Raw genomic sequence first — 25,669 nt, 5'->3', positions numbered from 1 at the left:
GTGAAACATTATGTAGCAACAGGGTTAGCAATTACTTCTTTATTAATAATTACAGGATGTTCTAGCAATGCTGAAACAGCACCAGCTAAAAAAGAAACCGTGCAATCTCAACCCAAAAATACAGAAACAGCAAATACGATTCCGCAAAACTTCTATAAAGAAATTACATCTGGAAAAATCGAGCACATTCATGGAATTGGCTATGCAGGAAATATGCCTGGGATTTCTATCGCCACGCACAGTGGTATAAAAGTTTATCAAGATGGCAAATGGTTTGAAACTACTACACAGTTACACGATTATATGGGCTTTCAGGCAACAAAAAATGGATTTTTTGCTAGCGGGCATCCTGAACCAGGAGCAAACTTAAAAAACCCTTTAGGATTAATGAAAAGTTCTGATGGCGGTAATACCCTTGAAAAGCTAGCGTTTTATGGAGAATCTGATTTTCATAACCTTGCTGTCGGATATAATACGGAAGCAATTTATTTATACAATGAGCGTCCTAATTCTAAATTAGAACAAGGTTTTTATTTCAGTACGGACAACGGACAAGAATGGAAAAATAGTAAGTTAAACGGTCTTTCAAGTACAATCCATTCCTTTTCAGCACATCCAGATCAATCTAGTGTAGTCGCGGTAAGTGCTAAAGACGGTGTATATTTGTCTACAGATTACGGGAATACTTTTAAATTATTCTCTAAATCTCTTGAATCGACAGCAGTTACATTTAGCGATGAAGATGTCATTTATGCCCCTATTAATAAGGAAAACAAACAAATGATAACGAAGAAATCAATTGCTACAAATGAAGAAACAAACTTACAAATTCCATCTTTAGATTCTAAAGATACAATTATGTACATATCACAAAACCCTCAAAATTCAGCTGAAATAGTATTTGCTACAATGAAAACAAATGTGTTCCTTTCTACAGATGAGGGGAAAACGTGGAAGCAGATTACTAAAGAGGGAACATTCCAATTTAATTAGAAAGGTGAATATAACGTGTTTTCAACAATTAGCGAGTGGAGTTATCAACTCATGTCTCCTTTAATGGATGCCGCGAATGCTACGAAATCAGTACCTCTATTATTTGCGTTTTTATTAGGCGTAGTAGGTACCCTGGCTCCTTGCCAATTAACAGGAAACATTAGCGCTATTACACTTTATGGGAATCAATCTTTACAAAAGGGACATGCATGGAAACATATATTGTTATTCATTTTAGGAAAAATAGTAGCTTTTACGACACTTGGACTATTAGTATGGTTCTTAGGAAAAGAGATTCAGCAAATATTAACTTTGTATTTCCCATGGTTACGAAAAATAATTGGACCTTTATTAATTTTAATGGGGTTAATGTTGGCAGGTATTATAAAAGGAAGAAGTTTCTTCTCGATCAAATTTATACGAAAACAAAATGAGGTTGGCTCATTTTTACTTGGATTCTTTTTTTCCTTAGCCTTCTGTCCGACTATGTTCGTTCTATTTTTCGGAACGTTAATCCCTTTATCTTTCTCATCTAATTATGGATACTTGTTTCCGACATTCTTTTCGATAGGAACTGCTCTACCTATCGTTGTACTAATGTTCATCATCTCCTATCTTGGATTAAATGGGACTTTACTGAAAAAGAGCCGAAAAATAGGAAAAAACATTCAACTTATAGCAGGGGTACTACTCATTTTAATTGGACTTTATGATATATCCTTATATTGGGTATAAATAAAAAAGGTAAGCTCAAGTGACTTGAACTTACCTTTTTTGCAAATTATTTTTAACTCTTCTGCATCCCCCTCTGCTTCATCTCCCATTTTTTATACAGTAGTACTGCCCCAAATAAGAATACCCCCGCAATGAATGAGCCTACAGGTAACATTTTTATCATTTCATCAGGAAATACGAGCGGCAATAACGGAAATGCATATGCTGCTGGAATACGTACTCCAACGATTTTTAATAAAATTAGCATTAATATCATATTTAATAAAGTGACTACAATCCATGAATCAATTGCAAAATACAATAAAGTTCCAACAGTTGCTGATGTAGTTAATACTAATATTTGTTTAAATGCCATTTTTTCATTGTACATCGGTTTTTGAAGTGATTCATACACTACGACTAGAATTGGCGGAATAACCGCTAATTGTTCATAACCAGTTATCCAACATAAACTGATCCATACAAAATTTAAAAATAGAAATACAACCATATATTTATATTGGATTTTAACTTTTCTCTCAATACCGTTATTCAATTTAAAAATAAGAACACCAATCATTAAAATAAATGTCAAAACGAAGACTGAGATAACAAATGACCATTCCGTCGCATTTGTTACTAATGGTAATAAACCTGTCGCAATAGATGGTGCTAAATTGGATTGAATAACACGTAAAAACAACATCATTAATATAAGTGTTAAGCTAACTTTTCCCATATAGGAAATATCCATTTGATTCACTGCAAAACCAATAACAACTGTTATTGACGGCGCAATAAAGATTTTTTCTGGTTGTCTTAGCCATCCCGGCTCACGGTATGCCCATAAAGCTATTGCCATCGCAGCTATTTCCGGCAAAATTACTTCTGGATCATTTAATAACACACCTGCTATTACCATAGCTAAAATAAATAAAATAGCAATCGTATATGAGATGATTGTTTCTTTCTTTGAAATTACTGCATTCATTATTACATACTCCTTTTTGCTTATTACTCTCATAAAGTAAAACAATAACTTTATATACCCTACTTAGGTATTGTATATTAACATCTTCCCTATTTCAAGTATTTGTAGTTTTTTCATTCTTTATCACCCCACACACTTACAAAACAAGGAATGTTTATAGGCATTGACACTTATTAAAAGATAAGTTAAGATAACTATGCATTAGTAAGTAACTAATGTAATTAAATTTTACTAGAGGTGAAAACAAATGAAAAACATTTTATTTCGTATTAACGAATTATCAAAAAAAGAAAAAGCATCTGGATTAACGGTTGATGAAAAACAAGAACAACAAATGTTGCGTCAAAACTATACAAAAACATTTCGTGGAAGCTTAGATTCCATTTTATTAAACACAAAAATCGTTGATCAAAATGGTCTTAACGTTACACCAGTTGCATTACAAGATGCTCAAGATCGTTTGAAATTTAGTAAATGAGCTCCGTGCTAAAGAATTTCAATAAAACATAAAAAGAGCTGGATTTCCTATATAGAAATTCCAGCTCTTTTTATTGTCTTTTCTAATTTAGTAAATGAGCGATACATAGCAATTCTCCACGATACAATCATCGCAAATGCAAGTAAGAAAAACATCCCGCTTAATTGCGCCAAATCAATCGATTGACTTAAATATGATTTAAGTCCTACTCGTACAGCTAATAATCCAACTAAAATAAATATGAACGCTTTTGACGGTTTCATATATATATCTTCGCCTCTTATTTCAAACTTCGATGTTTTAATAAGAAATATAGAGAAAATAAGTCCTATACTAATTGCCTCTACTATTTCTAAAGATGTTAATCGAAACTCTGGTAAGAAGTACATCATTGCACCCGTACTCATAAAAATTGGTGGTAATATAATTTTCTTTTTCACTATCGGTTTTTTCGCTGACTTAAAGCGAAGAAACATTACACCAACAGCCATACAAACCGCTACTATACTTGATAAAAGTGCTAAACTCATACTCTCCACCCCTATCTATTTAAATGACTTTTTGAGCAAAATCATAAACCAAACGAGCCCAATACTTATAATGACATGACCTAATCCAGCCATATGGCTTAAACCATTAAAGTCAGTTCCGTTTACTTGTAGAAGACCTCTAAATACCATTGTAGCAATAGTAAAAATTAATCCTACATTATAAAAAACAAACCACGCACGAAAACTTTTTGTTTCATGGACATTAAATACTTTAAATAGAGCTAAAGCGATCAAAAAGAATACGAAGCCGAGCACTAATACGTGTGTATGCACTAATTGCAACATAGTGGATCCTTTAATTCCTTGCGCTTTCGTATACTCTCTAGCAAATACACCTGATAATAAACCAATAATTAAGTAAATGAATGCTGCATTATATAATTTCTTCATCATATTCCTCCTGCTGTAAACTTTCCATATTCGATGCAATCATTTTACGCAAAGTTTATGAACGGAATATGAACGGAATATTACATTCTATTTTTGAAAATAAAAAGGCCATTCCACAACTATTCATTGTGGAATGGCCTTTTAACTTATTTTAAATCTTCAATTGAGAAAGCACCTGGCAGTAACTGTTCCACAGTCACTTCTTTTTCATCACCTTTTACATTCGTTAGTAATACAGGCATTTTCGGATCACAAAATTCAGCAATAACTTGTCTACAAGCACCACATGGTGAAATAGGTCCGTCAGTTTCTCCTGTAATGACTAAGTAACTAAAGTCGCGCTCACCTTCTGATACTGCTTTAAAGATCGCTGTTCTTTCTGCACAGTTACATAAACCGTAAGAAGCGTTTTCTATATTACAACCAGTATAGATTTTACCTTCTTTCGTAACTAATGCTGCACCAACAGGAAATTTAGAATACGGAATATACGCTTTCGATAACATCTTATTTGCTTCTTCGATATATTTTTTCTTATCCATATTATTTCCTCCTCAAAGTAAATTTAATGATGATTAGTCAGTAATAACTGTATGCACTAATTTAGGAGCCACTGCTGTTTCAGCGATAGAAATGTTTTCATAAATTTTAGCTTTTACATCTTCTACATTTTCACGATTTGCATAGATTGTTACGAACGGCTCGCCTTCTTTTACTGCATCGCCAACTTTTTTACGTAACATTAATCCTACCGCTAAATCGATTTCATCTTCTTTTGTCGCACGACCTGCACCTAATAACATAGCTGCGATACCGATTTCATCTGCAACAATGTTTGAAATCACACCTGAAGTTTTTGCAGGTACATCAATTACATACTTCGCTTGTGGCATTTTTTCTGGATTGTCTACAATCGAGCTGTCTCCGCCTTGGTTGCTTAAGAACTCTTTAAATTTCTCAGTTGCTTTTCCATTTTTCATAACTTCAATTAGCATTTCACGAGCTTCTTCTAATGTATTTGCTTTTTTCGCAAGTACGACCATTTGGCTTCCTAATACAAGTACTAATTCTGTTAAATCTTCTGGACCTTCGCCTTTTAAAGTATCAATTGCTTCCTTCACTTCTAGAGCGTTACCAATCGCAAAACCAAGAGGTTGTGACATATCTGAAATTACTGCCATCGTTTGACGTCCAACATTATTTCCGATACGTACCATTGCATGAGCTAATTCTTTTGCATCTTCTTCGGTTTTCATAAATGCACCAGCACCTGTTTTTACATCAAGTACGATTGCATCAGCACCAGCTGCAATTTTTTTACTCATAATTGAACTTGCAATTAGAGGAATTGAATTTACTGTTCCTGTTACATCACGTAATGCATAAATCTTTTTATCAGCAGGTGTTAAGTTTCCTGTTTGTCCGATAACAGCCACTTTGTCACGGTTTACAATATCAATGAACTGTTCTTTCGTAATTTCAACGTGGAATCCTTCTACCGCTTCTAATTTATCAATCGTCCCGCCCGTATGTCCTAAACCACGACCAGACATTTTTGCTACTGGTACATCTAAAGCAGCAACTAATGGTCCTAATACTAATGTTGTTGTATCACCAACACCGCCAGTTGAATGCTTATCTACTTTAATGCCTTCAATTGCTGATAAGTCGATTGTTTCTCCAGACTCAACCATTGCCATCGTTAAATCTGCACGTTCACGATCCGTCATATCTTTAAAGAAAATTGCCATTGCAAGTGCACTCGCTTGATAATCAGGAATACTTCCATCTGTATATCCATTAATAAAGAATTTGATTTCTTCAGTCGTTAATTCTTTTCCATCACGTTTTTTCGCAATAATATCTACCATTCTCATTGTAATCACCATTCCTTTTTATATTATATGAATCTGTTAAAATAATAAGCCAACGATTGTTGCTGATAAAAAACTTACTAATGTTGCACCGAAAAGTAATTTCAAACCGAATCTTGCGACTACATTCCCTTGTTTTTCATTTAAGCTCTTAACTGCCCCCGCAATAATCCCGATTGAAGAGAAGTTTGCAAATGAAACTAAGAATACAGATATAATCGCTGTCGTTCTATCTGAGAAATTAAAGTTTCCTTTTGCTAAATCTGTCATAGCGACAAATTCATTTGATACTAATTTTGTTGCCATAATATTCCCTGCGTTAACTGCTTCATGCCATGGAACACCCATAATAAATGCAAATGGTGCAAATACATAACCAAGAATTTCTTGGAATGAGATACCGATTACACCTTTAAATACTGCATTAATGAATGCGATAAGGGCAACGAAACCAATTAACATAGCTGCTACTGTAATCGCAACTTTAAATCCATCTATAATGTATTCCCCTAATACTTCAAAGAATGTCTTTTTCTCTTCTTCTTGTACTTCTAACATATCTTCTTCTTCAGTAACTTCATACGGGTTAATGATAGAAGCAATAATGAAGCCACCGAATAAGTTAAGCACTAAAGCGGTTACAACATATTGCGGTTTTAATAACACCATATATGATCCAACGATAGACATAGATACTGTAGACATTGCAGATGCACATAATGTATACATTCTTTTCTCTGGCAATAATCCTAGTTGTTTCTTAACTGAAATAAACACTTCAGATTGTCCTAAAATCGCAGAAGCTACCGCGTTATATGATTCGAGTTTCCCCATCCCATTTACTTTACTTAATACTAGACCGATAGATTTCACAATAATAGGTAATACTTTAATGTGTTGCAAAATACCTATTAAAGCTGATATAAATACGATTGGCATTAATACACTTAAAAAGAATGAAAACTCTTTTTGATTTACTAATCCACCAAATACGAAATTCACACCATCAGCGGCATATTTTAATAATTCTCCAAAACCATCTGCTATTCCGCTAATTAATATATTCCCTACGCTTGTATTTAATAATAAAAACCCCAAAATGAATTGTAATATAACCATCGTTATGATTGGGCGATATTTGACTTTCTTTCTATCATTACTAGCAAGCCAAGCGATACCTAAAATCAATACGAGGCCTAAAACACCGATTAAGTATTTCATAAGCCGTCTCCTCCCATTCGTATCCGCTTACATTCTTTTCAATTGTTAAAGCAATAGATACACTTTACTTTAAACGTGTATCTATTGCTTTTCACACTTTATTAATTAGTAATTATCTGTAGCACCTTTTGCATCATTTAATACGATTGCAACACTAGCACTTGCTCCAACGCGAGAAGCTCCAGCCTCTACCATTTTGTCTGCATCTTCACGTGTACGAACGCCGCCAGATGCTTTCACGCCAACGTTTGGTCCAACTGTTTTACGCATTAATGCGATATCTTCTGCAGTTGCTCCGCCAGTTGAGAATCCAGTTGAAGTTTTTACGAAATCAGCGCCAGCTTTTACTGATAATTCACAAGCACGAACTTTTTCTTCATCTGTTAGAAGGCAAGTTTCAATGATTACTTTTACAAGAGCTTTTCCTTTTGCTGCTTGTACTACTTCATAAATGTCTTTTTCAACGAACTCATTGTCGCCATCTTTTAAAGCACCTACGTTGATTACCATATCAACTTCAGTTGCACCTTTTGCGATAGCATCTTTTGTTTCGAATGCTTTTGTTTCAGTAGTGCTTGCTCCTAATGGGAAACCGATTACAGTACAAACGTCTACATCATGTCCAGCTAATTCTTCAGCAGCTAGCTTTACCCATGTAGGATTAATACAAACTGAAGCAAATTTGTATTGCTTTGCCTCTTCGATTACTTTCATAACATCTTCTTTTGTAGAATTTGGTTTTAAAATTGTATGATCAATTAACTTTGCAATGTTCATTATCTTCACTCCTCATATCTTTTAACAACTTCATTCTAACCCTTAGTTGAACAAATGTAAATACACTTTTGAACTTTTGTTCATTCTTTTTCAGAAGGGAATTTCTAGTAATACATTGAAAGTAGTATAAGCTTGTAAATAAAGGATGTGAACCACTTGTTTAAGTCAAAATTCTTTATATTCACATTGCTAGTATGCACCTCACTATCCATATTTATTTTTTATAAAAGGGATGTTATTTTCCAAGAAGGAAACCCAGTTCCATTTGCTTTAGCTATGTCTAAGATGGTTATTCAAGATAAAGAAATGGTGGAAGTAGAACCGATAGATAATCAATGCCCCTACTTAGTAAAGCGCGGAAAAATGGAACCTTTTATCGATATGATGGAGCAAGATGGATGGAGTTTTGTAGATAGAGATATTATGGCTAACTCACTAATTTTTGAAAAAGAAGATCAATCAAAGAGCGTTCCTTACAAATACTTTACAAGGTACTACACATTGATTTATTCATACTAAAAATAAAAGGCTTTCTCAAAATTAATATTTTGAGAAAGCCTTTTATTTCTAATCTTTTTGATAATGTAACAATTCTTTTGCTGTATGCTGATCTATAATTAGTACATTTGCATACCCGCCACGTAACGCACCGTCAATTGCTTTTATTTTTCTATTACCACCTGCAACTAAAATAGAACGTTTCTTTAATTTAAGTTCCTCTAACTCAATTCCAATTGTACGCTTATTAATTTCTTCGCTACTAATATTTCCGTCTCCATCAAAGAAACGTGAACAAATGTCACCGACAGCTTGTTCTTTCAAAATGTTCGTTTCATCCTTATCTAAATATCCTAATCGGAATAATAACGCTTCATCACGCACTGTTCCAACAGTGAAAATTGCAATATTCGCTTGTTTTCCCATTTCAATAATGTGATGAATATGTCGATCCTGCTCCACTAATTCTTTTGTCACCGCATTATCAAATATAACTGGAAGAGGTAGATTTCTTGGCGTCGTTTGAAAAGCATCTGCAAATAACGCGATCGTTTCATTCGCATATGTATTTACACTTGAGTGACTAATGCCACCTTTTAACTGGACAACCTCTACACCTTTCACATGTTGCGGTACGATTTTTCTAGCGATTTCATACATCGTCATTCCCCAGCTTACACCAACGATATCACCAGTTTTCACTGTCTTTTCCATATACTCAGCTGCATATTTACTAATATACTCAGTAATCGTTGCATATTCTGGCACTGGAGAAAATACAACATGCGCCTCTAACAAGTTGTACTTTTCTTTAAGTAAGTTCCCGACGTTATCTAAATCAGCAAATGGATCCGCTATACTAATTTGAACAAATCCTTTTTCTTTCGCGTACTTTAATAATCTAGAGATTGTCGGTCTTGAGATATTTAATTTGTTAGCAATTTCTTGCTGACTATAATCTGATTGATAATATAATCTTGCAACTTCAACGCTTAATTGTTGTTTATCCTTATCCATAGTAACTCATTACATATCCTTTCCTGTATTTCCTTTTCGTTACAAGCATTATACAGCTTTATGCAAAAAAATTCGACTACCGAATTTTATCTAACTGAACTTCTACTACACTTAGTATTTACAATGAAAACTTATTGTATAGATTTACAACCTCAACATAGATACACTTGAAACATATAAATCGATTTATATGTAATTCATTCTTTTTTGCTTTTTCTGTAGTAACGATAACAAAGCCGTTCAATAAGAAACATGAAACATCGTCTAAAAAGCTCCCTTTACTAAAAACTATTCAAATACCCCTCATAAACAGAAGATACTGTTTATGAGGGGTATTTATTCAATTTAAGTCTATAAAAATTGGATGAAAACAATGCGAGTTCTCACTTATTTAGAATAAGTGAAAAGATGATGTTTTATTTGTTCAATAAAATAATGATGGTGTATATTATCGTTAGATACTCGACTTGCCATAATAGCTCCCTCCATTGAAGATGCAAGAAAAGAAGCGAGTGATATAATGTCTATATCTTCTTTAAGTTCTTGTTTCTCTATTCCTTCTTTTATGAGAGAAGCCATTAACATTACTGTATCGTCATAACCTTTTGCTGCTGCTTTTTGTAATTCTGGAAATATTCCAGTACTTTCAATTGCGCTATTAAGTAATGGACAGCCTCCAGCAATAGGAGGATTATTAGCTGCATCTTGATATACAAGGAATATTGCAAGGATTTTATCGATTGCTGTCTTTTTATTTTCCATTGCTTTATGAAAATGACTCCACATAATCTCACCACTTTTGTCGTAGGCAGCAAGGACAATTTCTTCTTTATTTTTGAATCTACGATAAATAGATCCTTTAGGTAGTTCAGTAGCTGTCATTATATCCTGGATGGATGTACGAGTTATCCCATTAGTATTAAATAAATATAAAGATGTTTCAATAATTTTTTCTTTTACCTTATCAACTTTAGTCATGCTTTGTAATCCTCCTAATAAAAACGATCTTAATATTCCAGGTAATGTTTACCCTCTATTTTCTTAATTTTTTTGTAAGTATAAATAAGTTTGGAACAGAAATATCTTATCAATCCCTATCTTATGGAACCCTCAAACAATACAGTTTGAAAAGAGGTTAATCAAATTGTATCATCTATATTATTCGAGTGAATTTTCTGTCAAAAATAACATGACCAATTGTTTAATTCAGTCATGTTATACAACTAATTTTACCTAAAATCGTAGAAGATGTAAAAATATATATTTTAGTGTATAGACATATGATTATTATATATAATCTCTATTAATATGTTTAGCTAAAGTGTTTGAACTACCCCCACTTTCACTTCATATATTAGGATATCTACCGCATTCCTTGCGGTTAAAAGCCTTATCACTTCATTCTATAAAAAGGGAATCGTTAATAATTAATGAGTACTGAAATTTAATTGTAAATAAAAAAACTGACATATAAGTATTTTGTATTTTTGCCATTTTGATTTTGTTAATAATTTGTAAAAAGGATTAACAAAACTAGAAACTTATAGTATTATTAGTTTTCGGACCGAACCGTCCGGTTTAGAATCTTGTATAAATATATTTAGAAGGAGAACCTAATGCAGAAAGAAAATTCAAAGATTCTAAGTAATTTAATTATGGAGGTAATAAGGTGAACTTTATTAAAATGAATCAAAAAGAACTTATTATGCTAATAGTTTATACAATGTTTGCACTACTTCAAATTGGCTTGTTCATATTATTTGGCATATCACTTTTAACTAACAGCAATTTAGTTGAATCAGAATTTGCTCTTAGTGCCATCGGTTTGACTGTACCTGCTATTGTAGGAATAATTTTCTTTAGGAAAGAAATTATTGAAAGTTTTACTTATTTTAAAGAGAAGACAATTTTGAAAATAGTAAGTATTCCTATGGTGGTTTTATTTACGGTAATTGTGGAACAGTCTGTTATGCGTTTTCTAGCAACTGGTCAGCCAGAGAACCAAGAACAGCTCCTTGAAACGGGCGCGGAGATACCTCTTATATTTACATTGCTTGTATTTGGTATTCTGGGTCCAATACTTGAAGAAATTATATTTCGTTATATAATATTAAATCGTTTTTCACATTATATTGGTACTGCTATTGCATCTATCATTTCGATTATAATTTTTACAGTTCTTCATACGAACCAGCTTTCGGATATTGCTATATATTTACCTGGATCGGTAATACTTACTGCGGCTTATCTTATTTCTAAAAGATCCCTTGCATATGTTATGGCGATACATATATTAAACAATTGCCTTGGTTTCATTCTATAAGAAATTAGACTTAGTTCTTTTGCAAAGTAAAAAAATAGAAACAGATATTGATAAATGAGGAGTACAATTTAGACAGTGACTAATGATTTATGAAATTCCTTGTACGTCGAAATACCGCAGTTTGGATGTAAACTGTGGTTTCTTTTATATGGGGGGCCCACCGCATCACAATCAAACTAAAAAAGGAAATACCATGCCTAATATATGTTCCCCTTATATCCCATTACAGTAAACATTTTTGGGAAATATCCAGAATTTTATTAGCGGGTTAGTAGCTGAAGAAAAATTTGTTCCTCAGCCCTTAAGTTATAATACATAAAAATTAAATTGCTTAGTTAAGAGAAAAGATGAAGTATCAATTTTGCTTAAATTATCTAAACTACCTTGATTTTTTCTTATACAGCAAAATGTGTCAAGTGATTAAGGACCTCATTTTTAAAGCCCATGTTAGATAGGTATATAAGATTAGTATGAAGGTGTGAAGTCAATTGTAAAATGATAGTTTTAGAATAAATGAATAAGAGAAATAACCACCATTGATTATTTCTCTTTTCATATACATATTTATTTTTGGAAAAATAACCTAACTCCAAATACTAACAATACTGCGCCAGTAATACCTTCTATTGTACGGTTCACTTTTTCTTTTCTTAAAAAAGTTCTTAATTGACGTATTAGTGAGATATAAAGTAAATACCATATTGCTGTCAAAGTCGTAAATGTGACTCCTAATAAAAGAAATTGTAGGAAATGATTTTGATTACTCACAATAAATTGGGGTAAAAAACTAAGGAAAAACACAGCAGTTTTTGGATTTAAGATTGCCGTGGTAAATCCTTGTCTAAAACTTTTAATCGTTCCAATATCCTTAGAGTTCATTCCCACTGAACCTGACATATCTTCTTTTTTATGTAAGGCACTTTTAATTGACTTTACAGCTAAGAAAATTAAATAAAAAGCTCCAGCATATTTTATAAATGTAAATAGCATAGCAAATTTCATTAGGATAGCAGAAAGTCCTAGTGTAGCCATTATTGTATGAATCATCATTCCAGATATCGTTCCTAAAACAGTCTTTATCCCACCATTTTTACCATGCGAGATAGTGTTTTTTGTAACTAAAGCAAAACCGGGACCAGGCATTATTATGATTAGGATTGCTGTAAGGATAAATAACAAATAATTTTCCATGTTCTAGTATTTCCTTTCCAATTTTTAGTTTTTCCTATAGTATAGCTTTTTTACTAAAAATATTAAATATAAAAAGCGTGATCAGGAGTTTATCGAGGTTATTAGTATCAATTTGATCAAACATTATCCTAAAGTTACATTGATAAAACACACGGCAAACTTATGGGTAAAATTACAAGCTCGGCTCTCACAAAAAACGGGATAAAAAAAATAAACAGTGGAACTAGTCCGCTATTTATTTCGCCACGCCTTCATGTAATTTTTCTGTATAATCTTTTACATCCTTCCAGCTATCTTTCGCTGTATTTAAATCTTCTTTTATAAAGGTAAATTCTTCGGGACTGATTCCTTTTACGTTTTGTAGTAAATTATTATATTTCGCACCTACCGTATACCACTGATTTGATATGTTTTGCAGTGCTGTAATTGCTGCATCAATTGTTTCTGTCATATTTGTTGTTTTATTTTTTACATCTGTCAAAATTGCCACTTCTGCTTGTGCTCCAGAAATTCTATGCTTTAAACTGGCTATTTCTCGTTCTGCATTTGCAATATCTTTTTTCGCAATCGCAATCATCGGTCCGCCAGCAAGACATGTTATTAGTGCTACGCAAAGTACACCACCAGCAATCACCATATCGTTACTCTTTTTGATCGAATCGTTATATGTATTTATTTGTTGCTCTAGAGCTGGAATACCAGCATTCGTACTTGCCAAAATCGCTGTTAATTGATTTGTATCCTCTTTAAAACTATTTGTGTCTTTCGCCATTCTATCGCGAAAAGCTTTCAAATTCCCTAATAATACATCTACCTCATTTTGATTCTTTAAAATGTCCGCATACAACTTTTCTAAATCCGCTTTTAACTTTACGCTATCTTTTTGATCAATCGCTAATAGCATGTCACTATAGTACGCTTGAAAAGTATTGTTGTAATCTATAATATTTTGATCCGTTTTCATAATTTGAGGCTTCATATTATTTAACCAATACGCCGCATTAATTTTTGCATCTCTTTGGTGCTGAATCATATTCCCTCTTAAATTACCATTAATTGAACTTATTTTACTCAAATCAGTCTCTTGTTGATTTTGAATTAATTTTGCATATGAATCCATCGCAAATATACTTGATGTCGTTTGCGCCATTACATCTTGGAACCCTGCTGGTCCGAGAGAATAATTTTTTGCACTCTCTTGTAATGTTTTTATGTTTTGTTCTGCTGCGAAAGGATGTAAAGGAAATGCATTACTCGTTGCCACTCCAGCAATCATTATCGTTAAAAGGCATTTTTTATAGAAATTACTACGCATACTTATCACCTATTCTTTTTATGAGGATATGAAACGTTAGAGGTAAAAGAACTCCTGCTCACTACTGAACAGGAGCTCTCTATTTTACAATAACTAATTATCTATACATCACGTTGTAACAGTTTAATCGCTATTATGCTTTTTTCGTATCTACTACTTTAATATCTTCAGCATAAATCTTTTCTGCATAGTCTTTAATGTTTTTCCAGCTATCTTTAGCTATATTCAAGTCTTCCTTAATGAAAACAAGGTCGTTTGGACTAATAGAGTCTACATTTTGAAGTAATGAATTATATTTCGATCCCATTGTATACCATTGGTTTGAAATATTTTGCAACGCTGTAATTGCTGTATCAATTGTGTTTGTTAAATACTCAGTTTGTGTTTTAATGTTCGTTAATCCTGCTACTTCTAATTGCGCAGTTGTAACTTGTCCTGTTATCTTTTGAATTTCTGCCTGTGCATTATCAAGCTCTTTCTTCGCTAATACGATTCCAGCTGTTCCACCACCTACAGCTGCTGTACCACCTGCAATTAATGCGATTCCTAGCGGCGTTCCTGCACCAGTAGCAATAACTACTGCACCACCGATAATTGCAATTGGGCCTAAAGCTGTCGCAACAGATGAACCGATAATAATTGCATTATATTTACTAATTGCTTCATTATACGTTGTAATTTGATTTTGCAGAAGCGGGATTCCAGCATCTTGACTAGCCAAGATGGATGTAATTTGATTTGCATCTCCCTTGAAATTTTGAGTATCCGACGTCATTTTATTTCGGAATTTCTTTAAGTCTTCTACTAACTTATCTACTTGCGCTTTATTTTCAGTAATACTACTTGATAATCTAGTTAGACCTTTCGTAAGAGTTGCTTTATCCTTTGCATCAACCGCAGCAACTAAAGTATCATAATAGTTTTGGAATTTCGTATTGTAATTAATAATATTTTGATTCGTTGAAATAAGCTGTGGCTTCAATACATCTAGCCATTGTTGTGCATTCCCTCTAGCTGTATCTTGATGCTGAATCACTTTACCTTTTAAAGCTGCATCAACTGACGATACATTACCAAAGTTAACATTACCTTGTTTAATAATTGTTAAAGCGTACAGATCCATTACTAAAGCGTTTGAACCTGTTCTTTCCATTGCATCTTTTAGGCCTTCTGGTCCTAATGAGTATTCCTCATAGTCATTATAAGCTTTTGCTACCGCATGAACTGGGGCTTGTTTCACTGTATTTTCAGCTGCATACGTATGGGCTGGCATAATGTTTCCTGCTGCAAATACTGCCATAAGTGCTGATAAAGCCATTACTTTATAAGGTTTTTTTGTCATTTTTCTTCTCTCCCTATATCGTTACTTATTTTTAATGTACTTCAACGTTTGTAACGTAATCTTCAAATTGGTTCGTTTGCTTATTCATTTCATCACTTACTTTTTTGAGTTGATTGAAATGTTTTTGAAGTAAACTACTGTCTGTATACGTGCCTTCTTCAATATTCGTTTGAATTTGGATCATATTATTATTTAAAACTTTCCAATCCGTTAATAACGTTTCTAAAGTTGCGATTTGGCGATCAATTAGTTCTGTAAAGCTACTTACTTGATCTTCAACGAATGTGATTTGAGTCGCCTCTGATTCAGTTTGTGATAACTTTTGAATAAGTGGTAGTAGCTCTTTTTGTTTTTGCTGAATACGAAGAGCTGCTTCCCTCGTTTGACTATCTGCAGCATTTACAATTTCATTACTTAAAGTACCGATAGAAACAAAATCGATTGTTTTCGTTTGTGCAGTTTGATTTGTGATTGTAAATACTTGTTTACCGATATTAATAGAACCTTTAATAATTTCTTGTGGTCTATTCAAAATAGTAGTTAGTTCAGCTTGAATTTCCCCTTGAATTCTTTTTATGTCTTCTCTTAATTTCACAATATCTCCACTTGATCCTTGCAGTGTTTTTATTGCTTCATCAGCTTTAATTGATAAGTTATTACTATCTTTGTCTAATACCGTTTTAAATCGATTTAACTCTAATAAATCTTGCTCCATACTCTCTTGAATGCTTTGGACTTGCAATTGTAATTTTCCATATGCGTTTGTAAAATCTGCTTTTGCCTGTTCATCTTCATTTACTTTTCCTGCTAGTTCATAGAGCTTACTATAATAGCTATTAAATCTAGTGCTGTATCTCATCATCTCTTGATTTAAGTCGATTAGCTTCGGATTATATTCATCAATCCACTCTCGTACATTCGCCTTTGCAAATTTTTGATGATTCGTCAAACTACTCATCGCATTTACCTTAATGTCTGGTTGTTGTAAAATAACTAATCCGTATGCTTGGATAAGTGGTGACTGTGACCCTAACATTCTAATTGAATTTGATAATGTATTTGGAGCAATTACATTTTGCACGTTTAATACTTTCACCTTTGGTTGCCCCTCTTCAGCGTAAGCGCTTACAGGAATGAAGCAACTCGTAGATACTGCTGTAACCAATAACCCTGTAATTAAAGTTTTTTTCACTTTAACCCCTCCTATGTATTAGCAACTATTACTATCGCATTTTATTATTCTATTTTCTTGCACATTATTTGAGATGGTTAAAAATAGAGAACGTTCTCACCGTGAGTCATGTACGAAACACCTCTCTCAAACTTTATTTCTACAGTACTTACTTATTGTTATAAAACATTTCATAACTTTTCGCATGTGCTTAGTATGAATAATATTGTATAAAATTTCTGTTTCATCGCAATTTCCATATTCACACAGTGAATATATTACATGAAAATATTATTCATTTTAAGATAAATAACGCACGTAAATATGAAATTCCGTTTTGTTTTTATTAAAGTTTTGTACTGTAAGGTCATTTAAACACAGCTATTCATCTATCGTAAAGAAGTATTTTAATTCCCTTTATTTTCAAGACCTCATGTCCTTATTCCAAAATAAAATCCACTTAACTTCCTCCATTAAAATATCCATATATCACAACAAAAAACACTGTTTACTCATAAGTGATTATATTATACCAATATAACTTTAAGGCCTATATGCAATTATGCATAGCATATACACAAAAAGGATAGCTTCACTTTCGTGAAGCTATCCTTAAAAAATCTTATTACTTTTTCAAATGATATGGAACTGTCGTAATAACAACATTTCTTTTATAGAGTAAATACGCACGAATGAGTAAACTAGACTGATTATGAAGAATGTTATGCCAACCTTTTTTCGGAATAAACTGTGGTATAACGACCGTAACTCGGTAATTTGATTCACTCGCCTTATATTGTACTGTATCAATAAATTTTGTTAGCGGCTGAATAATACTTCTATAATGAGAATGTAATGTAACAAGCCTTACTTCAGGTTGCCACTTCTCCCATTTCTCTTCAAATTTCTTTTCCTCTTCTCTGTCAAAAGCAACATACACAGCGATAACTTGATCTGCAGAAAGAGCTTTAGCATAGTTCAGTGAATTTTCTACTACATGAGTCATACCAGCTACAGGAACGACAATTACATTCCCTTCAATCGGAACAAGTGGTTCACAAGTTTTTAAACTTAATTGATCCCCCACTGCATCATAATGCTTCTTTATTCGATGGAACAAGAAGATAATGGCAGGTAAGAAAATAAGGATCGACCAAACTTGTGCGAATTTAGTTAAAAAGAACATACTCATTACGATAAAACTAATGACTGCACCAATTAAATTGACCGTTAATCTTAAAGCCCATCCTTCAGGCTTTTCACGAAGCCATTTTAGTACCATTCCAGTTTGAGAAAGTGTAAACGGAATAAATACCCCTACTGCATATAGCGGAATCAAGTGTTCTGTTTTCCCCTGAAAAGCTACAATTAAAATAATCGAAGAAATCCCAAGTATAATAATACCGTTTGAATAACCTAGGCGGTCTCCTCTAATCGTAAACATTCTCGGTATGAACTTATCTTTTGCAAGATTAACCGCTAATAGTGGAAATGCAGAATAACCTGTGTTAGCCGCAAGAATTAATATTAAAGCTGTTGTACCCTGTATGAAATAGTACATGAAATTACGTCCAAAAGTTTGTTCAGCAATTTGTGAAACGACTGTTACTTCCTTACTTGGATTAATTCCGTAATAATAAGCTAAAAAGACAATTCCAGAAAATAAAACTGCAAGTAATGCACCCATTGCAAGCAATGTTTTCGCTGCATTGTTAGGTGCAGGATCTTTAAAGTTTGGAATTGCGTTAGATATCGCCTCAACACCCGTTAAAGCAGAGCTTCCTGAAGCAAATGCTCGTAACAGTAAGAACAAACTAATTCCCGCAACTGGTGTTCCAATTGGCGAATGCAGCGTGGGTGAAACGTGACCAGTCAAAATATTATATATTCCTACACCAATTAATATAAATAATGCTACAACGAATAAATAAACCGGATATGCTAAAACGGAAGCTGATTCCGTTACGCCTCTTAAATTTAAGATGGTAATCAATATGACAAATATAATCGCAATGATTACATTATGTGCATGTAAGCTAGGAAAAGCAGATGTGAGCGCATCTGTACCCGCAGATACACTTACTGCAACCGTTAAAATGTAATCAACTAATAAAGATCCTCCTGCTATTAAGCCTGGGTTCATCCCTAAATTCTCTTTTGATACAACATATGCTCCGCCGCCATGAGGGTAAGCAAAAATAATTTGTCGATAAGATAAAATAAGAGCTGTCAATAATACTAATACCCCAATTGCAATCGGAATGGAATACCAATAAGCTACCGCTCCAAGGCCTGCTAGTGCAATTAATATTTGCTCTGGTCCGTATGCAACCGATGACAATGCGTCAGAAGATAAAATGGCTAGCGCCTTCGTTTTATTAAGCTTTTGCTCTCCTAACTCAGTTGATTTTAACGGCCTTCCAATTAAAAACCTTTTGATAGATGAAACCACTGCTGTCCACTCTCCAATAATTTTGCACGAATTTTTCTGCTAATTACAGCGGATAAACTATTTCTTCAGAAAACAAAAAATGTCTACAAGCCATAACGAAATAGACTTGTAGACATTATTTTTTTTGTCGCACAAGCTCCACCTTCCTTCTCAATATAACGCTTACGAGGTTAGCTGTCGGATTCGGGCCTATGAGTAGCCCTACCTTTTTCAAGGATTCACCCCATTGGATTATGTACTAATCCATAAGAACGGGTCCCCCGCACCATGCGGCTTCAGCGATTTAGAAAATTGAAACTGTGGATTATAATACTCCTTTATTTTCAAAAAGTAAACAAAAATTTTAAAAAAGAAAAAAATTAAAACGATTGCGCATAATCCACCGAAAAATATACATAATGAATACTAAAAATCCACAAAGGAGACCCGTATGTCTAAAGAAAAGAAGCCACTTTTTTCCGATTCATATTTAGATGCAGTAGCAAATGAAATTAATCAGCTATATGGTAAACGTGAAAGAGAACGAAATACGACAGATAAACCGAAAAGAAACGAATAAATTGTCAAAAAGAAACAAAAAAAGGATAGCAACATTTATATTTTGCTATCCTTTACTCTTTTTCATACCATTTCTTTAGTAAAAATCATTTTTTCATATATCTTTAAATTTTGATACACAACACTTAATAAAGGCACATCTATAGACATTTCCTCTGCTAATTTCAATAAGTATCCTTGTAAATGCTTCCCTTCAATGAGCGAACCTTTTTCCATATCCCGTTGCATCGATGACTTCATATCATACGAAATTTTATCAATCGTTTTCATATGTTCCTGGGCGATATTGTCCTTAACTGGAGCCCCCATAGATTTCATGATTTGCACTGATTCTTCAAATAAGTTCCTAATAAATTCTCGGCCTCCATCACTCTCACGAATCGGTCCTATCGGCGCACGCATTAATGTTGTCACACCTGACATTACGGTGATAAATAAATATTTATGCCACATATCTTGCACAATATTTTCACTTAAAACAAAACTAGCTTTTGTATCTGCAAATGTTTTAGAAATAAGCTTTATTCTCTCTGAATCTTGAGGCTTAATTTCCCCAAATACAAGTCTGTTGGCAACACTAGTTTGTACAATTTCTCCTTGATCGTTTAACGTCGTCTCGATAAAGCATAAACCGCCAATTACTTTTTCCACGCCGAATTCCTTTTGTAATAGTGTTAAATGAGCGATACCATTTAACACTGGAATTATTACTGTATTCTCTCCTACAAATGGTTTCAAATCTGTTATTGCCTCGTTTAGGTGATACGCTTTTGTTGAGAATAAAATCACATCAAATGGAGTGGTAATATCTTCTTTCGTTATTAGTTTCGGTTGAAATGAAAAATCGCCGTTAATACTTCGGATAACAAGACCTTTTTCCTCTAATTGTTCTTTCCGTTTACTACGTACGAGAAAAGTTACATCTTCTCCCTTTTCGGCAAGTCGGCCACCAAAAAAACCTCCAACGCCTCCGGCTCCTAATACTAAAATACGCATAATACATCCCCCTTTTCAAAACACAATTCTACTCCTTTTAGTATACATAAGATTATACATGTCGCCTAATGAATAAGCTGAATTTTCATTCTTAATTCTATGAAAATCCCGTGGTTATTTTTTAGCAGATTAGGGCATGTTGTTTCTATAGCTTACATTGAAAGGAAACAATATAAATGGAGGCAATACAAACGATCGAAGAAAAATATGTATCAACCGCTATTTTTCAATTTATTTTCCCATTTTCGTTCAAAAGTGGATATGAACAAAATATGTTCCCTTTCTTACAAAAAAATGATTTCCGGCCCTTTCGACTCGATCATCTCGAAGATGAAAATACATATTACGGGGAGTTTCATGTTTCACATCAAAATATGGAAGCATACTATCTTTCATTTACGAATAAAATTCTCTTCCCTCATTCTGAGCATCAAAAAGGATTACAGCGCTATTCTAAAGATCTCAATTTAAACGGCCATTTAACAACAAATCTTATCTCTGTCCCGTTCACAGTGCACTCAATTGATGTAACACTTTGTCCTTATGAACTTGGGTTTCTAACAATCCGAACAGAAGTTAACATTTCTCCTACTATAACATTATCAGAAGCAATAGAATTCGCTGCTCGCTTTCGCGTACTTGAAACGCGAAATGAAAAGGACGAAACCATTTGTATAGAATGTAACGGAAATAGGTATTCACAAGTTGAAAAGTTCATTTTTGGTTATTTATTTAACGGTTTAACGGACTTTTTTGAGAAGAAAAGAGTAAGAAGTTCATACTTTCAAACCTTCCCTTTCTTCGAAGACCAAAGAATGTACGTTCAAACTTTATTATCCCTAAAAGAAAATATGGAACTTAATGTAATTGATGTTTATCGTACTTCCAGTCTTTCTGGATTAACAAGTGATGGAAAACCCTATGTAAGCGCGAATAATCTCCCTTATATTCATGATTATTTAAAACAACACGCCTATCAAAGGTGGGCTCCTAATCGTTATTTCATAATGGAAGAACATATTTTCACATGTATTACGAACGAAGATGATAATAAAATAGCTAAACTTGCTAGCCAAATGTACGGGGAGTTTTATTACGCTTTATTATTAAATTTATTTCATAAAGTTGTTTTATTAAAGATGGCAAACGCCTATGCTGAATTAAATATTGAACAAGACACAAATGAGATTGAGAAATTAATTTATTCAATAAATTCGTTTACAGCTAATTATTTTTCTTTAGAATTAGTATCCCAATCACAAAGTGAAGATATTTTCTTTCGTCTAAGAAAACTTTTTAACATTGAAGTACTGTACACGAACGCGAAACAAAATCTCGATAGTTTATTTAAATATCAAGAAAATGTTGCTTCAAAAAAAGATAGCCTCTTATTATTAATTTTAACGCTCTATTCTGTTGTAGGCCAAATGTTAGGGTTTACTATGATTGATCTTTTAAGAAACACCGATTCAAACAAAATATCATCGCCTTTTGAATTTTTCGCTCTATTAATAGCGATTAGCGGTATAGTCATTTCCCTCATTTTAGGTGCACAAGGTTTATACCAATGGGCTATACAGCATAAAAGAAGAAAAGCATGGGTAAAACAAACTGTATTATCTGCTGTTAAAGAGAAAAAAGATACGAAGTAAATAAAAAACAGATGGCAGCAAGATGCTACCATCTGTTTTTTTATTAAGCTAATTTTGCTTACTTACCTGCTTCGATTTTTTCTAATGTAGCAGCTACTTGCTCTTCTGTTAATTCGTGTTGCACGATATAACGATTACGTGGGTGTACACGACATTCATGAGAACATGCACGTAAATGTTTTGCTTCACTTTCTTCAGAACATAAAATTTTCTTGTTACATTCAGGGTTTGCACAGTTTACATAGCGCTCACAAGGTTCACCTGTAAAATGATCTTTACCAACGATAACGTGCTCTTTTTGGTTTACTGGTACAGCGATACGCTCATCAAATACGTAACATTGACCATCCCAAAGTTCACCTTGTACTTCTGGATCTTTTCCGTACGTTACAATTCCGCCATGAAGCTGGCTTACATCTTCATAACCTTCACGAACTAACCAACCTGAGAATTTCTCACAACGAATTCCCCCTGTACAGTACGTTAAAATCTTTTTACCTTCAAGTGTTTCTTTATTTTCTCTAATCCAATCTGGTAATTCACGGAATGATTCAATATCTGGTTTAATCGCACCTTTGAAGTGTCCTAAATCAAATTCATAATCATTTCGTGCATCAATGATAACTGTATCTTCTTGTTTCATTGCCTCATAAAAATCTTTTGGTTCTAAATACTTCCCTGTAATTTCTTTCGGGTTAATGTCGTCTTCTAGACGAAGTGTAACTAACTCTGAACGAGGACGTACGTGCATTTTCTTGAATGCATGTTCATCTGCCTCATCAATTTTAAATACGATTCCAGCAAAACGTGGATCATTATTCATCGCTTCCACGTATTTTTCTGTTTGTTCAACAGTTCCAGAACAAGTTCCGTTAATTCCTTCTGTCGCTACAAGAATTCTTCCTTTTAACTCAAGTGATTTACAAAATTCTAAATGCTGTTCAGCAAATTCTTCTGGGTTTTCAATTGTTGTGTACATGTAATATAGTAATACTCTATATGGTTTTGTAGTTGCCAATGTATTTCTACCACCTATCTAAATTTTAAAATCATGTATAAGTTAACGTTCATATCAAAACATATATAATAAGAAAATATATACAAAATTATACGTAGCCTATTTTCTTCTATTTACAATTTTTTCTATAAGTTAACAGAAATAAAAACAAGATTACAGAACAAAACACTACGGTTAGGTTGTAATCCCAATATATTATATATCATACAATTTCATTTCCATCAATTAATATGCTGTAATATAGGCTGTATGTTCACATAAATTTCAAAAACAACCCTATAATTTATTATCTTCTCCCTTATTCAGCAACCATAAACTCCCAAAATATTTTTGCATCGTCACACCATTCATTGCACACAGTCATATAATTTGCATTAAGGAAACTTTTATGTTCAAATGAAATTGCCACATCATATATCCAAATGTATTGAAATAATGAGTAAGAATAAAGTGAAACTTTAATCAAGTTAAGATTTCAAAGGGGAATACTACTATGAATAAAGATATAACAAAAGATGAACAAGTCCCTTCTCAAAGTACAACAGTTCAATCAGCCCATTTAGCGTTAAGTGGACAAACAAAAGGCTTTAAAAGACTGTTACCATTCTTAGGACCTGCTTTTATCGCATCAGTTGCTTATATTGATCCTGGGAACTTCGCTACAAATATCGCAGCTGGATCACAATATGGGTATTTATTGCTTTGGGTAATACTCGCTTCTAATTTAATGGCTGTATTAATTCAAACTTTATCAGCTAAATTAGGAATCGCTACTGGGAGAAATCTTCCTGAAGTAGCTCGCGAAAACTTCCCCAAACCAGTTTCCATCGGTTTATGGATACAAGGGGAACTCGTTATTATGGCTACAGATTTAGCTGAATTTATCGGGGCAGCACTTGGCTTATACTTACTATTTGGAATTCCGATGTTACCAGCTGCTTTAATTACAGCAGTTGGATCATTTATTATTCTTGAATTTCAACGCAGAGGCTTTCGTCCATTAGAAGCTATCATAACAGGTATGATTTTTATCGTTGTTATCGCTTTTGGTATCCAAGTCTTTTACGCAAAACCGGAATTAAGCCCTCTACTCTCAGGACTTTTCACTCCAAAATTCCAAGGTGTAGGTAGCATCCTTTTAGCAGCTGGAATTTTAGGTGCGACAGTAATGCCGCACGCGATATATTTACATTCGGCCTTAACGCAGCGCCGTGTAGTCGGAACAAATGATGAACAAAAGAAAAAGATTTTCCGCTTCGAATTCATCGATATTATTATTGCAATGGTTATCGCTGGAGCAATTAATGCAAGTATGTTAATTGTAGCAGCTGCACTATTCTTTAAAAACGGCTTGCACGTTGAAGACCTTGATGTTGCTTTTAACCAGTTCAGTAATTTAGTCGGTCCTGTATCGGCTGCATTATTTGGGATTGGACTTTTATCAGCAGGTTTATCTAGTTCTTCTGTTGGTACGATGTCTGGTGATATTATTATGCAAGGATTCATTCGAATGCATATTCCGTTATACTTACGCCGATTTATAACAATGATTCCGCCTCTCGTTATTATCGCTTTAGGTGTAAATCCAACTTACGCTCTCGTTATGAGTCAAGTTGTCTTATCTTTCGGTATTGCCTTTGCATTAGTACCACTTATTATGTTTACAAGTAATAAGAAGATTATGGGCGCACTCGTCAACCATCGCATTACAACATTTATCGCGTGGTTAATCGCTGCACTTATTATCGTTTTAAATATTTTCTTACTGTATCAAACATTTATAGGTTAATAAAAAAGGGTATTCCAAATTTGATTTGGAATACCCTTTTTGTATGAAATGATTTCCTTCTACTTACCACTTATGTATGTCCCTCTTTCCGGCATTATCGCACCTTTTTCAGTTCGAAAATAAAGTGGCAAGCCTTCCGTGAAAAACATACTCACCTTGGATGGATCCTGCCTTTGATGATGGATATGTAAATGTGGTTCACTTGAACTTCCTGAGTTACCGACTTGGGCAAGAAACAAAAATACCGCCGATTCATCTAGTCGTAAATAAATATGATTAACAGCCATAGATTCAAAATCATCCTTACCCCTTGAATAATCTTTATTTTCAGATTAGATTATATAATAACAACACATTC

The 25,669-nt window shown here is 33.5% G+C and carries 24 protein-coding genes, 1 pseudogene and 1 riboswitch; of the genes and pseudogenes, 8 read left to right on the top strand and 17 right to left on the bottom strand.

The annotated features are described in order from the left end of the window. Nucleotides 1–993, top strand: coding sequence for a F510_1955 family glycosylhydrolase (locus NSS97_RS09705; protein ID WP_107887680.1), 993 nt, complete (start codon nucleotides 1–3; stop codon nucleotides 991–993). Between the two features lie 15 nt (nucleotides 994–1,008). Then, nucleotides 1,009–1,728, top strand: a complete 720-nt coding sequence (locus tag NSS97_RS09700) for an urease accessory protein UreH domain-containing protein (protein ID WP_341112344.1) — start codon at nucleotides 1,009–1,011, stop codon at nucleotides 1,726–1,728. Between the two features lie 52 nt (nucleotides 1,729–1,780). Here NSS97_RS09700 and NSS97_RS09695 read toward each other — a convergent pair whose 3' ends face one another. Further along, complete coding sequence (locus NSS97_RS09695) at nucleotides 1,781–2,698, bottom strand: hypothetical protein (RefSeq protein ID WP_341112342.1); 918 nt, start codon at nucleotides 2,696–2,698, stop codon at nucleotides 1,781–1,783. 247 nt (nucleotides 2,699–2,945) lie between these two features. On the opposite strand from NSS97_RS09695, the gene NSS97_RS09690 reads away from it, so the two are divergent. Then, a complete protein-coding gene (locus NSS97_RS09690) occupies nucleotides 2,946–3,176 on the top strand; it encodes a DUF896 domain-containing protein (protein WP_044440515.1) in 231 nt (76 codons plus the stop codon). Between the two features lie 47 nt (nucleotides 3,177–3,223). Here the strand turns inward: NSS97_RS09690 and NSS97_RS09685 are convergent, their stop codons facing one another. From NSS97_RS09685 to deoC, 6 genes are all read right to left on the bottom strand, one after another. After that, nucleotides 3,224–3,706 carry a CcdC family protein gene (locus tag NSS97_RS09685; protein WP_044440513.1) on the bottom strand — a complete coding sequence of 161 codons (483 nt, stop codon included), beginning with the start codon at nucleotides 3,704–3,706 and terminating at the stop codon, nucleotides 3,224–3,226. 15 nt (nucleotides 3,707–3,721) lie between these two features. Beyond that, nucleotides 3,722–4,117, bottom strand: a complete 396-nt coding sequence (locus NSS97_RS09680) for a DUF2871 domain-containing protein (RefSeq protein WP_044440511.1) — start codon at nucleotides 4,115–4,117, stop codon at nucleotides 3,722–3,724. Nucleotides 4,118–4,263: 146 nt separating this feature from the next. After that, entirely contained in the window at nucleotides 4,264–4,659 is a 396-nt protein-coding gene (locus tag NSS97_RS09675) for a cytidine deaminase (protein WP_000358532.1), read from the bottom strand. Nucleotides 4,660–4,692: 33 nt separating this feature from the next. Next, nucleotides 4,693–5,994, bottom strand: coding sequence for a pyrimidine-nucleoside phosphorylase (locus NSS97_RS09670; RefSeq protein ID WP_002086256.1), 1,302 nt, complete (start codon nucleotides 5,992–5,994; stop codon nucleotides 4,693–4,695). A gap of 36 nt (nucleotides 5,995–6,030) precedes the next feature. Next, nucleotides 6,031–7,212, bottom strand: a complete 1,182-nt coding sequence (locus NSS97_RS09665) for a NupC/NupG family nucleoside CNT transporter (protein ID WP_000876193.1) — start codon at nucleotides 7,210–7,212, stop codon at nucleotides 6,031–6,033. 105 nt (nucleotides 7,213–7,317) lie between these two features. Then, entirely contained in the window at nucleotides 7,318–7,989 is a 672-nt protein-coding gene (gene deoC / locus NSS97_RS09660) for a deoxyribose-phosphate aldolase (protein WP_002012110.1), read from the bottom strand. Nucleotides 7,990–8,145: 156 nt separating this feature from the next. Here deoC and NSS97_RS09655 point away from each other — a divergent pair, with 156 nt between their 5' ends. Further along, a complete protein-coding gene (locus NSS97_RS09655; RefSeq protein WP_044440505.1) occupies nucleotides 8,146–8,508 on the top strand; it encodes a hypothetical protein in 363 nt (120 codons plus the stop codon). A 48-nt stretch (nucleotides 8,509–8,556) separates the two neighbouring features. Here NSS97_RS09655 and NSS97_RS09650 read toward each other — a convergent pair whose 3' ends face one another. Both NSS97_RS09650 and NSS97_RS09645 read right to left on the bottom strand, forming a co-directional pair. Further along, entirely contained in the window at nucleotides 8,557–9,504 is a 948-nt protein-coding gene (locus NSS97_RS09650; protein WP_044440503.1) for a sugar-binding transcriptional regulator, read from the bottom strand. 387 nt (nucleotides 9,505–9,891) lie between these two features. Further along, nucleotides 9,892–10,482 carry a TetR/AcrR family transcriptional regulator gene (locus NSS97_RS09645; RefSeq protein ID WP_107887682.1) on the bottom strand — a complete coding sequence of 197 codons (591 nt, stop codon included), beginning with the start codon at nucleotides 10,480–10,482 and terminating at the stop codon, nucleotides 9,892–9,894. Between the two features lie 691 nt (nucleotides 10,483–11,173). Here NSS97_RS09645 and NSS97_RS09640 point away from each other — a divergent pair. Further along, the gene (locus NSS97_RS09640; RefSeq protein ID WP_044440499.1) at nucleotides 11,174–11,827 is read left to right on the top strand and encodes a CPBP family intramembrane glutamic endopeptidase; all 654 of its coding nucleotides are present in this window, start codon (nucleotides 11,174–11,176) and stop codon (nucleotides 11,825–11,827) included. A gap of 564 nt (nucleotides 11,828–12,391) precedes the next feature. On the opposite strand, the gene NSS97_RS09635 is transcribed toward NSS97_RS09640, so the two are convergent. The 5 genes from NSS97_RS09635 to NSS97_RS09615 form a co-directional block, all read right to left on the bottom strand. After that, a complete protein-coding gene (locus NSS97_RS09635) occupies nucleotides 12,392–13,018 on the bottom strand; it encodes a LysE family translocator (RefSeq protein ID WP_044440497.1) in 627 nt (208 codons plus the stop codon). A gap of 235 nt (nucleotides 13,019–13,253) precedes the next feature. Further along, nucleotides 13,254–14,333: a non-hemolytic enterotoxin subunit C gene (nheC, locus tag NSS97_RS09630; RefSeq protein ID WP_341112337.1), complete on the bottom strand. Its 1,080-nt coding sequence runs from the start codon at nucleotides 14,331–14,333 to the stop codon at nucleotides 13,254–13,256. A gap of 133 nt (nucleotides 14,334–14,466) precedes the next feature. Then, nucleotides 14,467–15,675 carry a non-hemolytic enterotoxin NHE subunit B gene (nheB, locus tag NSS97_RS09625; protein WP_044440493.1) on the bottom strand — a complete coding sequence of 403 codons (1,209 nt, stop codon included), beginning with the start codon at nucleotides 15,673–15,675 and terminating at the stop codon, nucleotides 14,467–14,469. A 31-nt stretch (nucleotides 15,676–15,706) separates the two neighbouring features. Continuing rightward, nucleotides 15,707–16,867 (bottom strand): non-hemolytic enterotoxin NHE subunit A, encoded by a 1,161-nt coding sequence (gene nheA / locus NSS97_RS09620; RefSeq protein ID WP_107887683.1) that lies wholly within the window; start codon nucleotides 16,865–16,867, stop codon nucleotides 15,707–15,709. Between the two features lie 604 nt (nucleotides 16,868–17,471). Continuing rightward, nucleotides 17,472–19,298 carry an APC family permease gene (locus NSS97_RS09615; protein ID WP_044440488.1) on the bottom strand — a complete coding sequence of 609 codons (1,827 nt, stop codon included), beginning with the start codon at nucleotides 19,296–19,298 and terminating at the stop codon, nucleotides 17,472–17,474. Between the two features lie 144 nt (nucleotides 19,299–19,442). Continuing rightward, a riboswitch (cyclic di-AMP (ydaO/yuaA leader) is annotated at nucleotides 19,443–19,589 on the bottom strand. Nucleotides 19,590–19,728: 139 nt separating this feature from the next. Between NSS97_RS09615 and NSS97_RS09610 the strand changes: the two genes are divergently transcribed. Beyond that, nucleotides 19,729–19,857, top strand: a complete 129-nt coding sequence (locus NSS97_RS09610; RefSeq protein ID WP_002086273.1) for a hypothetical protein — start codon at nucleotides 19,729–19,731, stop codon at nucleotides 19,855–19,857. 62 nt (nucleotides 19,858–19,919) lie between these two features. Here NSS97_RS09610 and panE read toward each other — a convergent pair whose 3' ends face one another. Next, a complete protein-coding gene (gene panE / locus NSS97_RS09605) occupies nucleotides 19,920–20,852 on the bottom strand; it encodes a 2-dehydropantoate 2-reductase (protein WP_044440486.1) in 933 nt (310 codons plus the stop codon). Between the two features lie 176 nt (nucleotides 20,853–21,028). Between panE and NSS97_RS09600 the strand changes: the two genes are divergently transcribed. Next, nucleotides 21,029–22,504 carry a hypothetical protein gene (locus tag NSS97_RS09600; protein ID WP_044440484.1) on the top strand — a complete coding sequence of 492 codons (1,476 nt, stop codon included), beginning with the start codon at nucleotides 21,029–21,031 and terminating at the stop codon, nucleotides 22,502–22,504. Nucleotides 22,505–22,562: 58 nt separating this feature from the next. Here the strand turns inward: NSS97_RS09600 and trhO are convergent, their stop codons facing one another. After that, nucleotides 22,563–23,522: an oxygen-dependent tRNA uridine(34) hydroxylase TrhO gene (gene trhO, locus NSS97_RS09595; RefSeq protein ID WP_002086277.1), complete on the bottom strand. Its 960-nt coding sequence runs from the start codon at nucleotides 23,520–23,522 to the stop codon at nucleotides 22,563–22,565. Nucleotides 23,523–24,015: 493 nt separating this feature from the next. Here trhO and NSS97_RS09590 point away from each other — a divergent pair, with 493 nt between their 5' ends. Next, nucleotides 24,016–25,311 carry an Nramp family divalent metal transporter gene (locus NSS97_RS09590; RefSeq protein ID WP_044440483.1) on the top strand — a complete coding sequence of 432 codons (1,296 nt, stop codon included), beginning with the start codon at nucleotides 24,016–24,018 and terminating at the stop codon, nucleotides 25,309–25,311. A gap of 59 nt (nucleotides 25,312–25,370) precedes the next feature. Here the strand turns inward: NSS97_RS09590 and NSS97_RS09585 are convergent. Further along, a pseudogene (locus NSS97_RS09585) lies at nucleotides 25,371–25,643 on the bottom strand (M23 family peptidase); the annotation flags it as partial. Between the last annotated feature and the right edge of the window lie 26 nt (nucleotides 25,644–25,669).

Source organism: Bacillus sp. FSL R12-0074 (assembly GCF_038005725.1).
In the GTDB taxonomy this organism is placed as follows: domain Bacteria; phylum Bacillota; class Bacilli; order Bacillales; family Bacillaceae_G; genus Bacillus_A; species Bacillus_A mycoides.
Note: the sequence above shows the minus strand (reverse complement) of the source record. Positions and strands in the feature narration are given on the sequence as shown.